The sequence below is a fragment of the Pseudoalteromonas peptidolytica genome (assembly GCF_012641745.1).
Lineage (GTDB): Bacteria > Pseudomonadota > Gammaproteobacteria > Enterobacterales > Alteromonadaceae > Pseudoalteromonas > Pseudoalteromonas peptidolytica.
This window is the reverse complement of sequence record NZ_WEHZ01000033.1, coordinates 37,086-51,281: the sequence shown is the minus strand read 5'-3', so window position 1 is coordinate 51,281 and position 14,196 is coordinate 37,086. Positions and strand designations below refer to the sequence as shown.

23 protein-coding genes are annotated in these 14,196 nt (G+C 41.3%); 1 reads left to right on the top strand and 22 read right to left on the bottom strand.

Translation table 11 applies throughout. From position 1 onward, the window contains the following. Positions 1–433: 433 nt before the first annotated feature. Genes F9Y84_RS18260 through F9Y84_RS18230 form a run of 7 tightly spaced genes read right to left on the bottom strand, consistent with a single transcriptional unit; the run spans position 434 to position 3,266 of the window. Entirely contained in the window at positions 434–616 is a 183-nt protein-coding gene (locus F9Y84_RS18260; RefSeq protein WP_147391441.1) for a hypothetical protein, read from the bottom strand. Positions 617–632: 16 nt separating this feature from the next. After that, positions 633–929 carry a DUF7736 domain-containing protein gene (locus F9Y84_RS18255; RefSeq protein ID WP_147391442.1) on the bottom strand — a complete coding sequence of 99 codons (297 nt, stop codon included), beginning with the start codon at positions 927–929 and terminating at the stop codon, positions 633–635. 25 nt (positions 930–954) lie between these two features. Next, positions 955–1,683: a methyltransferase gene (locus tag F9Y84_RS18250; protein ID WP_147391443.1), complete on the bottom strand. Its 729-nt coding sequence runs from the start codon at positions 1,681–1,683 to the stop codon at positions 955–957. A 27-nt stretch (positions 1,684–1,710) separates the two neighbouring features. Then, positions 1,711–1,887 carry a hypothetical protein gene (locus F9Y84_RS18245; protein WP_167508311.1) on the bottom strand — a complete coding sequence of 59 codons (177 nt, stop codon included), beginning with the start codon at positions 1,885–1,887 and terminating at the stop codon, positions 1,711–1,713. 8 nt (positions 1,888–1,895) lie between these two features. Further along, positions 1,896–2,114, bottom strand: a complete 219-nt coding sequence (locus F9Y84_RS18240) for a hypothetical protein (protein ID WP_147391444.1) — start codon at positions 2,112–2,114, stop codon at positions 1,896–1,898. A gap of 1 nt (position 2,115) precedes the next feature. After that, a complete protein-coding gene (locus F9Y84_RS18235) occupies positions 2,116–3,036 on the bottom strand; it encodes an HNH endonuclease signature motif containing protein (protein ID WP_147391445.1) in 921 nt (306 codons plus the stop codon). After that, positions 3,036–3,266, bottom strand: coding sequence for a hypothetical protein (locus tag F9Y84_RS18230; RefSeq protein WP_147391446.1), 231 nt, complete (start codon positions 3,264–3,266; stop codon positions 3,036–3,038). The genes F9Y84_RS18235 and F9Y84_RS18230 overlap by 1 nt, the downstream gene beginning before the upstream one ends. Before the next feature lie 138 nt (positions 3,267–3,404). Here F9Y84_RS18230 and F9Y84_RS18225 point away from each other — a divergent pair, with 138 nt between their 5' ends. Further along, positions 3,405–3,683 carry a hypothetical protein gene (locus F9Y84_RS18225; protein WP_147391447.1) on the top strand — a complete coding sequence of 93 codons (279 nt, stop codon included), beginning with the start codon at positions 3,405–3,407 and terminating at the stop codon, positions 3,681–3,683. A gap of 381 nt (positions 3,684–4,064) precedes the next feature. On the opposite strand, the gene F9Y84_RS18220 is transcribed toward F9Y84_RS18225, so the two are convergent. The 15 genes from F9Y84_RS18220 to F9Y84_RS18150 form a co-directional block, all read right to left on the bottom strand. Beyond that, positions 4,065–4,226 carry a hypothetical protein gene (locus tag F9Y84_RS18220; protein WP_168756777.1) on the bottom strand — a complete coding sequence of 54 codons (162 nt, stop codon included), beginning with the start codon at positions 4,224–4,226 and terminating at the stop codon, positions 4,065–4,067. A 27-nt stretch (positions 4,227–4,253) separates the two neighbouring features. After that, positions 4,254–4,595: a hypothetical protein gene (locus F9Y84_RS18215; RefSeq protein ID WP_168756776.1), complete on the bottom strand. Its 342-nt coding sequence runs from the start codon at positions 4,593–4,595 to the stop codon at positions 4,254–4,256. Positions 4,596–4,606: 11 nt separating this feature from the next. Next, positions 4,607–4,768, bottom strand: a complete 162-nt coding sequence (locus tag F9Y84_RS18210) for a hypothetical protein (RefSeq protein WP_168756775.1) — start codon at positions 4,766–4,768, stop codon at positions 4,607–4,609. 23 nt (positions 4,769–4,791) lie between these two features. Then, positions 4,792–5,130: a type II toxin-antitoxin system PemK/MazF family toxin gene (locus F9Y84_RS18205; protein ID WP_147389486.1), complete on the bottom strand. Its 339-nt coding sequence runs from the start codon at positions 5,128–5,130 to the stop codon at positions 4,792–4,794. After that, positions 5,123–5,386: an AbrB/MazE/SpoVT family DNA-binding domain-containing protein gene (locus F9Y84_RS18200; protein WP_147389485.1), complete on the bottom strand. Its 264-nt coding sequence runs from the start codon at positions 5,384–5,386 to the stop codon at positions 5,123–5,125. Before F9Y84_RS18200 ends, F9Y84_RS18205 begins: the two co-directional genes overlap by 8 nt. Positions 5,387–5,457: 71 nt before the next feature. Continuing rightward, positions 5,458–6,234, bottom strand: coding sequence for a tyrosine-type recombinase/integrase (locus tag F9Y84_RS18195; protein WP_147389484.1), 777 nt, complete (start codon positions 6,232–6,234; stop codon positions 5,458–5,460). A gap of 116 nt (positions 6,235–6,350) precedes the next feature. Next, positions 6,351–6,746: a hypothetical protein gene (locus F9Y84_RS18190; RefSeq protein ID WP_147389483.1), complete on the bottom strand. Its 396-nt coding sequence runs from the start codon at positions 6,744–6,746 to the stop codon at positions 6,351–6,353. Positions 6,747–6,855: 109 nt separating this feature from the next. Next, positions 6,856–7,083, bottom strand: coding sequence for a hypothetical protein (locus tag F9Y84_RS18185; protein WP_147389482.1), 228 nt, complete (start codon positions 7,081–7,083; stop codon positions 6,856–6,858). 1 nt (position 7,084) lies between these two features. Further along, entirely contained in the window at positions 7,085–7,597 is a 513-nt protein-coding gene (locus tag F9Y84_RS18180) for a hypothetical protein (protein WP_147389481.1), read from the bottom strand. Next, positions 7,594–7,872, bottom strand: coding sequence for a hypothetical protein (locus F9Y84_RS18175; RefSeq protein WP_147389480.1), 279 nt, complete (start codon positions 7,870–7,872; stop codon positions 7,594–7,596). Before F9Y84_RS18175 ends, F9Y84_RS18180 begins: the two co-directional genes overlap by 4 nt. Before the next feature lie 58 nt (positions 7,873–7,930). After that, positions 7,931–8,296, bottom strand: coding sequence for a hypothetical protein (locus tag F9Y84_RS18170; RefSeq protein WP_147389479.1), 366 nt, complete (start codon positions 8,294–8,296; stop codon positions 7,931–7,933). 980 nt (positions 8,297–9,276) lie between these two features. Next, positions 9,277–10,185, bottom strand: coding sequence for a plasmid replication initiator RepA (gene repA, locus F9Y84_RS18165; protein ID WP_147389478.1), 909 nt, complete (start codon positions 10,183–10,185; stop codon positions 9,277–9,279). Between the two features lie 347 nt (positions 10,186–10,532). Continuing rightward, positions 10,533–10,790 carry a PH domain-containing protein gene (locus F9Y84_RS18160; RefSeq protein WP_147389477.1) on the bottom strand — a complete coding sequence of 86 codons (258 nt, stop codon included), beginning with the start codon at positions 10,788–10,790 and terminating at the stop codon, positions 10,533–10,535. 46 nt (positions 10,791–10,836) lie between these two features. Beyond that, a complete protein-coding gene (locus F9Y84_RS18155; protein WP_147389476.1) occupies positions 10,837–11,472 on the bottom strand; it encodes a hypothetical protein in 636 nt (211 codons plus the stop codon). Beyond that, on the bottom strand, positions 11,462–14,194 hold the full coding sequence (locus F9Y84_RS18150; RefSeq protein WP_147389475.1) for a hypothetical protein: 2,733 nt from the start codon (positions 14,192–14,194) through the stop codon (positions 11,462–11,464). Before F9Y84_RS18150 ends, F9Y84_RS18155 begins: the two co-directional genes overlap by 11 nt. Between the last annotated feature and the right edge of the window lie 2 nt (positions 14,195–14,196).

The window sequence follows — 14,196 nt, the reverse complement described above, 5'->3', positions numbered from 1 at the left end:
TTCGCTAATCTGACGGTCGATGCTTTCGCTGTTTACATCACCCAAAAACGAATATGCTTCAAGTAAATTCGAGCGCTTTTCAAGTGCATCTTGGTACTGTTTTTCGTTTTGAATTTCCATAAATCCCTCACTGTTATTCCAACTATTTAAAAATGCGATGCAATGCCGCACGAATTTGAGCAGAACCCATCAGAACATTCATCATTGACATAACTGAAAGGCTTTCCACATTCCCTACATTTCATGTATGAAATACCATCGGCATTACGCCACCTTTTATTTTCCGGTAACTTTAACTGTTGGCCGCAAAATGCTTCGTGATCAGCTTTCATTTCAGATATTGATTTACTTTCCATTTTGCCGCCTTTTCTATATGTTGTGCTTATATTTGGATCCGCAGCAACTACATGTTGTGTTACCCGTTTTCCAATGGTTAGCTGCTGATAACAACGCGGTGCATCGGCTTACCCGACTCAACATCGCTGTCACTGATAAAATTAACTGAGAATGCCCCGTCAGAAACACCATCCTCGTAATCATGCTGAGCAATACCAACTTGTTCATCCTGCGGCATTTCTTTAAGCCGTTTAATTAGCTCTTTAACCGTTAGTGCCATTTTTGATACCAATTCTTTAATCTAGCTTAATAAATGCTGTTTTATCTGATGGCAACATAGCCATAATTTCAGAAAAGCTTGGATGAGGTTTAGTACCATTCATTTCAGCAATTAACTTCTCTGGTTCAGCTAATTCATGCGTAAACACATCACGTTTTAAAACTTCATTTAAAGACATTTTGTAAACATCAATCGGGCAACACAGTTTATCTTGCGTAACTTGGAAAGTTGCAATTGAAATTGGTGTTGATTCCTTCCACCATTCTGTTTCAGCTAACTTAATAGCTTCGTCTTTTGATAATTGCTTTATCATTAATATTTCCTCGCTGTATTTCCAACTATGCTGTTTTATCAATCGTTACCAACATTGACGAAACATTAGTTCCTGATTCTTTAAACTCACCAGATCCTAACTCTTCAATCTTTGCACCTGTAGAGTTAAGCCACTGACGAAAATTAACTTGTTTCTTTTGATTGCCAAAAACCCACGACTTACTCATAACAGTGACAATGCGGCCACCATCATTGAGCAGTGAATACATGTGTCTGACGTGATCAATATCTTGGTTTTTTGCAAATGGCGGGTTAGCTACAATTTTATCAAAGCGTTGGTCACAATTAAATTTAAGAAAATCATCGTGGAGAGATTCTATACCTAGACTTTTAAGAACCTTAACGTTTTCGTGACTCAACTCTATACACGTAAGCTTTTCGCTCTTTTTACGGATTATAGCAGCAATCGAACCTTGTCCGGCGCTGGGTTCTAAACAATAATCAGAGGCTCTAATATTTGCCATTTCAACCATGCGTTTGGCCAACGGGGTTGGGGTCGGAAAGTATTGGTACTTTTTGGCATCATTTACCACTTCACCTGAAGTTAATCTTTGCTGCATTTCCGCTGCATCACTTGTAAATTCAAACCCGCAACGCTTGTACTTGCCGCCAGCCTTGATCAGCGCATTTTTAACTTGTGCATAATTTTCAAATTTAATATCTGACGGTAGCTCTAAGCGATTACCTTGCGGTTTCATTAATGATATTGATTCGATTACGTCACTTTTGATCATTTCATTCCTCAATTTATTCCAACTTTATTAATTTACGGTATGCATTGAGCTAGCCTGTTCAGCAATGCCGTTTCTATATTGAGATTGGGTTTCTGTGGCCGCTTCGATAAGTTCTTGCAAAGCTCCGTCTACTTCATCCAATGTTTTGCAGTCATACGCATTTAAAAATCCCGCTATACAATGCAGCACAGTGTTATCTTTCATGCTTACCTCTAAATTTTCTTATGACTGGCATTCCAGTCTTGATAATCAGTTTCGATAAAGTCTTGAGGGTTTCGAGTAATCTTGAGTTGCACTTGTATTTCTTCTTGGCCGCAAAGCAAAACCCCCAAGCTAACCTCGTTGTCTGCGTAGTCACCAGTGAGCATATCGCTTACCAGTTCCTCGATGTTATCAACCGCATAAGCGGCCACTTCTCTTGCGCCTGACATATTAAAAACCTCCAAGGTTTAGTTTTATTTCATCGGTTTTATCTCTGACCTGAGTTAACAACAACAAGCTTTCTTGCACAGGTTTAGGCTGAGATAGCAACTGATACTTAGATAAAAAGCCGTGGCCTTTTTTTGTAGTTTTGAATAGATTTTCTGGTGAAAAATTGCGGTTATTACCATCTTTGAACCTAACTACCTCATCGTTTTTAACTGACCCAAAGTGATTTTCATACACAATGACTTGCTTAGGCTTCCACACATTAGGTTCAGCAACTTTTACTCTGATATACCCGTTTTCTATTGTTTCTGAGCCAACAGGCAAAGCGGTGTGATGAATGCCACCTTTTTTAAAAGCAGTTTCATTTACTTCATAACCGACTTTCTCGGTGGACTTGGACTCACTTTTTATTTCGTGCTTAGATAAGACATTTTTGAATTGCACCATAGTTAAACTAAGCGCGTACTTTTCATTGAACATATTCAATAAAATGGGGGCGGTGTAAGTACGATATTCTTTCTTTAGCCAATCAATTTGAGCGGCAGAAAGCTGAAATTTAAACTTCCCTTTGGTTTTAAAGCCGCCTACACTCTTGAGCCCCAAATTATGCATGATGTTTGCAAACTGGTGGTGAGTGTAATCACCCCCAAACTCACTGATAAAGCCAGCTCTCAACTCTGCGATTGTCTCAGCCTTATAGCGCTGCTTGATCCAAAGCGTTTGCGCATCATTTAACTGAAACTTTTTCTTCCTTTGCTTTTTAGTCACAACTGATATTCTATGCTTTTGCATACAGGCCAATAACTGGCTTTCTGTTTTGTTTAAACCAAAGCGTGCGTTAAATTGCTGAGCAACGCCCGTCATATCAACGCGCTTAGTTGCATCAGCAAGGAACGCTCTATGCTCCTCGCTGTAAACAAACATTACTTATTACTCCCGACTTGAAGCATCTTAGGCATATTTGTTCTGCCATACTCCACTTTCATTTCTTCCGCTTTCAATGCCAGTGCTGCATTACTTATTGCTGACTTAGCGATTTTGTCCATCGCATCAGTTCTAATCACCTCATGCTTTAATTGCTCATCTGTTAAATCCGGATTTGACAACCTACCTAACTGCGCAAACAAATGATCATTTAGTGCACCTAAGCTCATACATTTCTCCTTAACTAAAATATTGAACAAATCAACTTTGATGTATAGACTATAAATCAAAGTTGATTTATTTAAAAGCTTTTTTACATCATTTTTGATTTATTTATTAAAAGGCTCTAGGATCGCGAGATTGCAAAAGTGGACGATAAGACATTGCCAAAGAAGTTAGATGACAACCCGCAGTATGCAGCGGCATTGAGAGATTTTTTAAAGGCCGAGCGTAAAAAGCTCGGTGGCACAAAGGCGCTTTACTTGGCGCTGTATGGTGTTGAACCCGCAGAAAAAGAAGAGCAACGCTTGATTAATCTATTAAATCGCGGGGCGTTGTCAGGGGAGTTTATCGGCTTGTGTGTTGATAAGTTGGGATTGGCAGATAGAACGCTAGGTGACGCATTCGACATAAAAAAAGGCCGCTGATTGCGGCCTGCTGCGTTTTGACAACCTATCTAACTGAGCAAACAAATGATCATTTAGTGCGCCTAAGCTCATACCTTTCTCCTGTTATTCCAACTATTTAAAAATGCGATGCAATGCCGCACGAATTTGAGCAGAACCCATCAGAACATTCATCATTGACATAACTGAAAGGCTTTCCACATTCCCTACATTTCATGTATGAAATACCATCGGCATTACGCCACCTTTTATTTTCCGGTAACTTTAACTGTTGGCCGCAAAATGCTTCGTGATCAGCTTTCATTTCAGATATTGATTTACTTTCCATTTTGCCGCCTTTTCTATATGTTGTGCTTATATTTGGATCCGCAGCAACTACATGTTGTGTTACCCGTTTTCCAACTATGACTTTTTAGCTTCGTAGCGCTCTATTTGAGCGTCAATTTCGCTAATCTGACGGTCGATGCTTTCGCTGTTTACATCACCCAAAAACGAATATGCTTCAAGTAAATTCGAGCGCTTTTCAAGTGCATATTGGTACTGTTTTTCGTTTTGAATTTCCATAAATCCCTCGCTGTCATTCCAATAAACTTAAACCAACTTAGTATAGATATGCTCAAACTTATCATTAAGACTTTCGACTGAGAAACCGCAGTGTTTAACTAATGCTATTGGGAAACGATCCTCGGGAATGTAATCTCCAACCTTTCTAGAGTAATCTTCAATATCAATTTTTGAATAAGCCACAAAAGTACTAGATTCCTCATCAAACAAAAGATTCTCAATAATAGAGTTTACTTTTTTGATACCCACCCCAAACCTCATAGTTAATCCAACAGTCGGCAAGCAAGGCATATCAATAACTTTGGAAAATTCACCTATAAAGTCGCTTTTAGAACAAATTAAGACTCTGTGTTTCACTTTCATGTTCATTTATATTCCAACTATGACTTTTTAGCTTCGTAGCGCTCTATTTGAGCGTCAATTTCGCTAATCTGACGGTCGATGCTTTCGCTGTTTACATCACCCAAAAACGAATATGCTTCAAGTAAATTCGAGCGCTTTTCAAGTGCATCTTGGTACTGTTTTTCGTTTTGAATTTCCATAAATCCCTCGCTGTTTTTCCAACTTAACTAACTAAAACACGTACTCGCGCTAATGATTCATCAATAACACGCTTAGGCGCTTTCTCGATGAACTTAATACCGCGATACTCATAATCAATAGTTTTTACTTGCTGACATAAAACTACGCCTTGTGTCGTTGTTTTATCATCAAGTTTAACTTCAAAGCCGTGACCTCTCACCGTAGAGGTGATTGGAGCAACTAAAGCAAGCTGAATTTGATTATTGAAAGGCTCTGGCGATAACACTAACGCAGGTCGCTTATGCGCTTGCTCATGACCAGCAGACGGATCAAAATCAGTGAAAACAATATCACCGCGCTTTGGAATGTACTTCTTATTCAACCTGTTCTCTCCCAACAGTAGGGCTGTTCAGCCATTCTTTATCTTCATCAGTCAGTGCCACACTTTCAGCTGGTGACTGTGCAAGCAATTCATCAAGTGAATATTCTGGCGTTTCAATGATTGGTTCAATCACAAGACGGCCTGATTCGACCTTGGCATCAACCTTATGATTAACATCAAGGTCAAGTTCTTTTAATAATGCAGCAGGGATAATAGCCCCTTTTGAATTACCAAATTTTCGAATTATAGTTTCCATAACATCTACTCACGTTATTACAATGTACTAACAATAGCACAATTAATAATCATTGCAACAATGTTATTACATTATTTTCCATTTATAGCCGATACGGTTGGATAAAGGTTATTTAATGCGTTAGTTAATCGTTTTGGATCAGGGATAATGTACGTGTCGGTAATGTCTTCGCTAATATGGCCTATTACCATTTGGATCACACCATAATCAATACCAGCGTCAGAAAGTAAAGATGCGGTGGACTTTCTACCTGAATGTGAGCTTAAATTTTTAGCACCGCAACTTTTAAACAAATTGCGTATGTAGTTCTCCATGCTTGAACACACCATTGTCTCTTTAATTCCGTCCAGAGTTTTGTACTTTTTGGGATTAAAAGCCAAGCTCACCCACCTCTTACCGCTGCGTGATAAGAACAAGTAACTATCTCCACGTAAACCGCCATAACTACCATCATCAGATAGCATTGCTTTATCATTTAAACGCCTATCTCGCCAGTCTAACAAAGCTTGCCTTTGCTGTTTCAACACAAGCGCACAGTCTCTGCTTCTTCCTGTTTTGGTATATTCAGCTTTCATTCTGAATATCATTTTCAATTTACCTGACTTGGTGAAAACGTCCGACACCCTGAGATAACACGTTTCAGTTATTCTTGTGAGCGATCCAAAAAGAAACCAAATCAGCGCGATATTTCGTTCAGCACAATCACCACGATTAGCGTTAGCAAGAATGTGTTTTAGTTGTGCTTTATCTTTTAGCTTGCCAGCACCTTTCGTTTTTGCTTCAAGGCGCTTAGCTGCTTCTGAAATTGGTCTGCGTTTGACAGGTTTATGACCTTCTGTGAATGGCATTGGAAATCCCTAATATCTGTGGCAATTCCAATATAGTATGCTTTTTAGTTGGAATAGTGCTAGGGCGGGAAAACCAAAAAAGGCCGCTCATGCGACCTTGGTTTTAGCCTTGAATTTTATGGCTTGATAATACCTTGGCTTTCAAGGCGCTGTGCAACAAACGCCTCTCTTTGCGAATCAAACTCAGGCGAAAAAGACGCCATTAGTTTTTCAAAATCATCGGTAAATTGGTCGGCAAATTCATCTATTGCCGCATTGCGAGCATTAACATATCGCGTCTGCTCTACGATATACTGCTTTATGTCGATTGGTTTTAGCTCTGCAAGATCGTATTTCGCTGATTTGTAATGAGTACTCGCTGGCACCAACTGGATCGAACCAAACGCACCACCCTCAACATCCATTTCATTAAAGATTTTCTCAGCTTCATGTTGCGCTAAAAAACCAAACTTATCATTAATGATAAGCGCTGCTTTTGATGTTGAGTTGTTGCTGTTAAAGATTATTTTCATTTTTCCATTTCCACCCCTGTCAACCCGAGGTGCGGTGTTGGTTGAAGCCCCTTGCCTCAACCTCTGAATATAATTATGGTGCAATACGCACCATAATGCAAGTTATTTTTTAACCATTTTGCGCTTTTTTTATACCTTGCGCTAAATGATTAATATAACAACTGACCACATAGTCATTACCCTCACCACGCAAAGCACGACCAAGTGAGGTGTGGGTGGGGGCAATACCACCATTAACGCTGGCGATTAGCTTTACTGCATCACGCTGAGAAAGCGCCTTGCCACTTATTTTTGTTTCAAACAGCGCAGTAAGCGCCCTTTGTTGTTCTGTCGTCATATCACCTCTCTTTAAGTATTTCTACCCATGCCCACGCCATGCACCGCTCAAAATCAGCCAGCACAGACATAGACTCCATAAACTGCATTACCAGCGGCGTTACTACCACCGCCAACCAAGGTGCTTGCGGCCTATCGCAGCTTACTTGCTCATCGGGATAAACGGTGGTGTAAGTGTCGATGAGTAAATCCCATAACTTTGCATCCTTTGATTTGGGTGCAATGCCACAGATTGCCAGCGGTGCGCTATTGCTACCAGTGTGATTAAATGGCTTGCCTTTAGTGTGAGGAGACATCGGAGCATAAACTGTGATCACTAGCTTGCGCCCATCAGCAACACAGCTGAAAGCCAAATGACATAAATCCCCGTCAGGCAAGGAGACTGGCGAACCGACCTGTAATGCAAACTTAATTAATTCTTTGCAGCTTTTTATTGTCTCAGGACGGCACTCAAAGCGGTTATAAGGTTTATTGTGACCTGTATTTAAGGTCACATGCTGTATAAAGGTACTCACAGCGCTTGCCACTTAGCAATATCAAGCGACTCGCCATCCGCAGTACAAGTGATCACCCCCATGTCTATCAACGCCTCTTTGAACGATTGCGCTATCCACCGTTCACGCTCTTGCTCAGTGCCTACGTACATGTGATAGGCCATCACTTTAACGCCGCCATCTGGTTTACTGCTGACCGAAACCCCCAAACAGGGCGACTCGTCATAAACAGTGCAGTAAAAAGCCACTTTATCGTCGGGATGTTCCCTTTTAGCTAAATCTATAACTTTTCCCATTTTTACCTCCTTGTGAAGCCGCTTTCGCGGCTAAATGTTTTATAAACAACCCGCAGTATTATGGTTTATACCAGTTTAAACAATCAAATGTATCTCTTTGGTTATCTTCGATAGCGGTTGCTACATGGCGACCCATTTGATCAAACAAAAGTCTCAAAGCTTGGTGAAAATCTAAAGTGTACTCATCTTTGTTGCCATACCCTATATTAAGGCCTTTATAGTGACCGTCAATAAACTCTGCTACAAGTTGCTCTGGTTGTTCAGGCAATATAAAGCCAGGGATTAACATAGGACGTTCAGCCACGTAATCAAGGTGTAGAATCCTAACGCGACCAAAAGGCGTGTCCAACTCTTTCCACTCTAAAACTTTGTCGTCACTGTAAAAAGAGTCAGGCGGTACTGCTTTAGTTTCAAAATTCATCATTATCCTTCTCCACCCCTGTGAACCCGAGGTGCGGTGCTGGTTGAAGCCCCTTGCCTCAACCTCTGAATACAATTATGGTGCAATACGCACCATGATGCAAGGTATTTTTTAATCTTTTTGCACTTTTTTTATTCGGTGGGATTTATAGCAAGTGTTGCACAGTGGAACAAGCCAATACTACATAGGCCCAACAAGTAAATAACTCCCGGTATTAATTAATAAATTTTATAGTGGCGTAAAGTGCGGATATACTAATGTAGTGTTTATTTATACAGTTATAATTTATTCCTACAATTCATTATCGTTATGATGAAGGTTACCCACAGACATTTGAGAGCTAAAATTTATCACTTTACTGATATTCAGTATTATATCGGACTTATCCGCCCTGCAGTTTTTACTACGCCCCCGCTTTTTTGTGGCCGCACTCAATGCGCTTAGCGCATGTAGGCGTGAGCCGGTAACCTAAACCAGCTCACGCTACTCGCTAACGTTGGCGGGCGCACATTATTAGTCAATGGTACAAATCTTGATGCCCCCTCTGATAAACCAATATTGCACTAACTTACCGCGATGGTGTAGTCACATTTTTCTTTTATAGTGCAGATGGGGCTTGAGAGCTCGCGCAGCCCTGCTGCGAAGTCGAGCATCATCATTTTAAAGACCGCCATGCGCTTTAGCGCATCGAAGCGGATTTCCTTATCCACAGCTTGCTTGGCGTATCAAAGATTATCTGTTTTTAATAAGCAGTAAATAATTTTGCACTTTACATCTAAGTATAGGCACTTTGGTTTATTTTACGTTTGCACCTTATATGTATAAGTAACCTGGTTTAGGTGCAATTAGAGAGGAAAGCGCTGTAGGAATAGAAAGGAAGGTGGTTAAGTGGGAGTGGATAGTATGTTATGAGATTTTCAGAGAACGCGGTGCAGCACAAAATCCACGCTTAAGCGTGGGTGTTAGATAAGAGGTAAAATGCGCTAGGAGAGGTCTGGCCTCGATATAATGCGTCGCATCAAAGCCAGCTCTTGGTTGGTTTCTGCACTAAACAGCTCATTGCTCATGCTCTTTACTTGAGTGCCCAAACGCTTTATCACGCGCTGAGCTGCAACATGGCGCTGCTCTCCCGGTGTTTTACCCTTAAGTTGGCGGCGAAGTTTCGCGGCTTCTTGTTTTTTTGCACGGCGCTCAAAAACAGCGCGGGCATACAAGTGTCTGACCGCCTGCTTTAGTTCGTTCAAGCTTTTACTCGCGAGTTCGTCAGCACTCAAACCCAACCAGTTGCTCTTTGCCAGATATTTTAAACGGGCTTCGCGCTGGCGCTCTAGGCGCTCTGGCGTGATGCCCAAAGCCTTGAAAAAAAGCGGGGTTAACTCAAATAGCTTGTCTATCCATTGCCCGCCATGCTTGTCCCAGATCTGCCAATTCTTGGGGGCATTTACCCACCCCATTTCCACGAGATCCTGAAAGGCGCGAGTTGCGCGCGTTATATTTGGTCTTGGAGTGTACGCAGGATCTGACTTGGCCTTTTCTTTTTCGCGTTGAGATATGGTACTCAGGCCACAGAGGTCAGCTGCGTTTCGGAGTGATACCTGACACTGCCCTGTTACCACATGATAGTGCTCAGCAAAACAGCTCACCAATGCTCTGATGGCATCGGCTCTAGGCTTGTAAAATGCTTTATATCGGTCGCAGTTAGCTCTTGCCCACATTGCAACGTCAGAAAGCAGCACATTCACTTCGTGGCTCTTTTTAACCGCATCGTTAATGAAAGCCAAGCGCCCCTTTTGATAATGGGACTCAGGCACATCAAAGCGCGGGTCCGCGTTTTTTACGCGGTTGCAATAGTCAACCGCCCCTTTGCGATTGCTCTTTGTTATTTTTTTCATCAATACTCTGCTTAAAAAACTTGCAGTGCACCGTGAGCCAAAGTAAACTAACCAATAAGTTTGTTTTGTTGGGTTTATTCACTTCAAATCACTTGAAAGAACCACTGCGCCAACAGTGGTTTTTTTGTGCCCGCGATTTACTATTCGATAATTTAGATTAACCTTATACACAGCTAAAGGCTGTGACAGCAAAAAGAGTATATATCACAAATAGTGATAAGGTCTAGATATATGCTAAATTATTTACTCTTATTTATCGAGTGGGCGGCTAGGTTTGCTTAATATTTAAGCGTAATAAAGCCCAAATTAAAAAGATGCACATTGTTTGCTGCAACTAAGGGTGACCCCTAATACTTATTATGCAACTCATCGCGCTCGATGGAGCGCCGACAATGGTTTTTATCAAAGAAAAATAATATGTTTATAAACTTTTCTAGCGCTAGCCAGTACCACTTATTTGTGGTTTTTGCTTTGTGGCCAACTCGACCTGAAATAGTGTGATCTTCCGAGCCGTTTAAAAACACCACATTGGCCAGCTGGTCAATGGCGATGAGTACCCGCAATAAATATGGGTATCTAGGGTTTGATTTCATTGGGGCTGTCACTGATTTGCTCCTATAAAAAAGCCCCTTTCGGGGCTAAGTTAATGACTTATTCGAAGAAGCGGCGTCTAGAAAGGACGAACTCTAATCCAAATTGCTTAAACTCTTTTGCATTATCAAGTGGTAATACTTGGACCCCCTGCGAAGTTTCTGCATTGAAATTCACCGGAAAGAATTGCTCTTCAGCTCCAAACTCTATGGCTAAGTCTAGCGCGCTCTTGAGCGCCGATAGCCCGTTTTGATTCGCTTCATTGAGCGATACATTCACCCCTTTGAATGTGACTCCCCGCAACTTTTCAATTGCTAACATATAGGGTGACAAAACCTCTTCAGTAGTTCTTACCGCGGGACGCTCCGGCGCAACAGGTAGCGGCTTTGGTTCGTTAGGCACTTCGTTACCTTCTGCGTCTTGCGTGGTTTCAGGAAGTTCAGCGTTGTATTGCTGCACAGCCTCTAACTCTACTAGGTAGTCTAGATAGGACTTAGCCCAATCCCATTGCTCCTGTTGAATTTGTATTTCAGCAAAACGCTCCAAATCGTTCACTTTCCCTTTTCTTACAAGTTCACCGATATCTTTTCCAATAGGGCGGGGTATTAATTGAGGTAACCCATGTTCACCTAACAGTGGTACATCATTTTGACCAAGCTTTATAAAAAAAATAATTGGCTCTAGGTTATTTATCATTTTTCACCCACCCTAATGGTTCTATAGTACAGGCCGTACCAACCAAAACGGTACAACCATTTTCATCGAGCATAGTCGTTTCATAATCACTTATATGAATTTTACTGTCATCACCCCAACCAATTTCGCTATGAACCAGCTCTGTGAATGCATAATAAATATAGACTTGAGAGTTATGTTCAGAAAAGTAAGTTAGAGCTTTCATGCCAGGCGATGATTGAGAAGCAAGTTTAATTGGTGCATGCTCACATTCTCTACTTGGGATATCATCTAAAGTCAGTGATAACGGTCGTATATTTGAAGTCAGCAGTGGCACTTCTGGTACAATCGGACCGCCATTGGAAACCTCACCATTCGCCACATTCTTTGTCAGTGAGTAATTAAATAGCCTACCTAAATTGTCATGATAGTATGCTGTTGAGAATACAGAATCAGTCGAGTTGTAAATTCTGTTATTTGCCGCACTTCTTGTCATGACCGCCATGGTTTTGTACATCAAAATTTCTATAAAGTTATTGTTTTCGACAAGAGAGCTTACTACATTAGACTTTACATCAATGTTCACTGAACTTTTTGACCATGTTACTCCATAATCATCCGAAAAGTATCGAAGGTGATCAGGATGCGCACTGACTGGTCTAGAGAGCTTTATGGACCCTTGATGCGGTTTAGTGTAAGTGCCTATCCAACCATCTTTTAAATCATTACACATCATAACGCTCGTTGGACTAGCGACAACTTCCATGTGGTTATATAAACCGGATACTGATATAGCGTAAGACGGTAGATAGCCCATTTTGCTTCCAATAAGCATAATATCAACCTTTAAATTATCAGCTTCTCCTGATTCAATTATTCTCGGCGACTTCCCTGCAATGATCAGCGCTAACCGGCTAGAACTTGGATGATTGGAGATTAGCATTTCATGCCAATCCCCAGATGACAGTGATTGATATTCATCTGTGAAGACTACACCACTCCAACTTGTCACCCTAAGGAGTACTCTTTCACCAAGCCCAGAGTTTACAACTTTTTCTGGCAAAGCTTCTCCATCAAAATATAAAACCTGACTACTTATTGAAGGCACTATTCCTATCTTCAATGGGCTAGTTAGTAGTTCTCTACCTCGGAATGCCCCTCTTTTGACGTCGAAGTCTTTATTGAATAATTCAGCTTGTGATACTCCCCAAGCTGAGTATCGCATATCAATGCAAACACCTCCTTGGCCACTAGAATAAATTGCGTCAAATGACCTTTCATCTGGGCGCCCTGAGACTTGCCCAATCCCTCCCGTAGATTCTTGATAGCCAGGGGTTGAAGCGCTTCCCTGTACAAAGCATTCTTTTTTTTCTGATATCGAATGAGCGCTTTCATCATCCCATGTAGCCCCCCCGTCAATATCTTTGTTTTTTATTAGTTTAGTACCAAGAGGGTTAAAGCTTGGATGATACGCTCCTTGATTTAACCGGTTAACAGTGCCACATACTAAAAAATAGCACTCTTCTCCGTAAGTTTTCTCTGGTTGGGCTGTGAATACCCCAAGATGAGGTGCAGGGTTATACTGGTGATTCAGAGTTGCCGCGTAATATTGCCCAAGCCCTCCATTTTCGGGTCTAACGTCTAAGTTACCTTTTGGCGGAAGCCTTTGATTTATTCCTGATGAGGACATTTGCAATTGCCCGGTTCGCATTGATGTTAAATTCCACCAGTCTCCATTACCATTGCCCGCAAATGAACAACCGGCAACACTCCATTGGTAGAATTTACCCGTATCATCATCGAAAAAGATATTATTATCAGGGTTTTTAGCTATAACCTTTCTTTGCGATTCACTAGCAGTTAACCAATTAACACCTCTACCTATTGTCGCCTCATCACCTTTATACCATGCAAAATAACTTTTAGGTCTTGTTAAATTTTGTTGTGTTGGAACCGAGTCTATCTTAGTGAGCTCACTTTGAATAAGACCGTATGCATAAACATAGGGATCATTCTCATTAATTTCCCTCAGAAAGACTTCAAACCCCCACATATCAACTCGATCTGTAACGACTTTATTCGTGTCCGTAACACTTGCAAATGCGACTTCAGCTGAAGAGTGTTTAACGCTTTGCCCTATCAAAGTATCAAACGTTCTTGAGCCGTCCTCTGGAGGGGGAAATTTAATTGATGCGTGATGATAGTCTAAGATATCTTTAGTTATGATTTTTGTAGTCACACCTGCGATATTGATAATCGCGCACTCTGATTTTGATTTGCAGTCACCTGCAGTGGATAGTTTGTTCCTACCCATTAGTAAAAGGTTTGCAGTAGCTGGATCTAAGAAGCTCCCAAATGACTGTAGCCCCTCATTTATAGAGGCTGAATTTGCAGAGTTGTGCATTCCAAAGTGCACAAATCCACTGGCAGCGAACATTTCATTATTTACAGCGCGGAGCGCTTCAAAGGTAGATTTGCGCATGGCGTACGGGTGGGGGTGGGTTTCATCAATTTGCATTTGCGCATCGGCCATTAGCTGGCGCAATGTTTTTACCGTGCGGACTGAACCATCAGGGTTGATAAAATCAACGGTCCCCAATTGCGTTTGCCAGTCCTGCATTGCCTGGTTATTTTGCTCTATCTCATTTTGTTTACCGATAAATTGAGCTTGTAAATTCTCATGTGCTGACGCGACTTGGTTTAGTGCCGCGACAGCTTCTCCCATCGTATTAGGATCAGCCATTG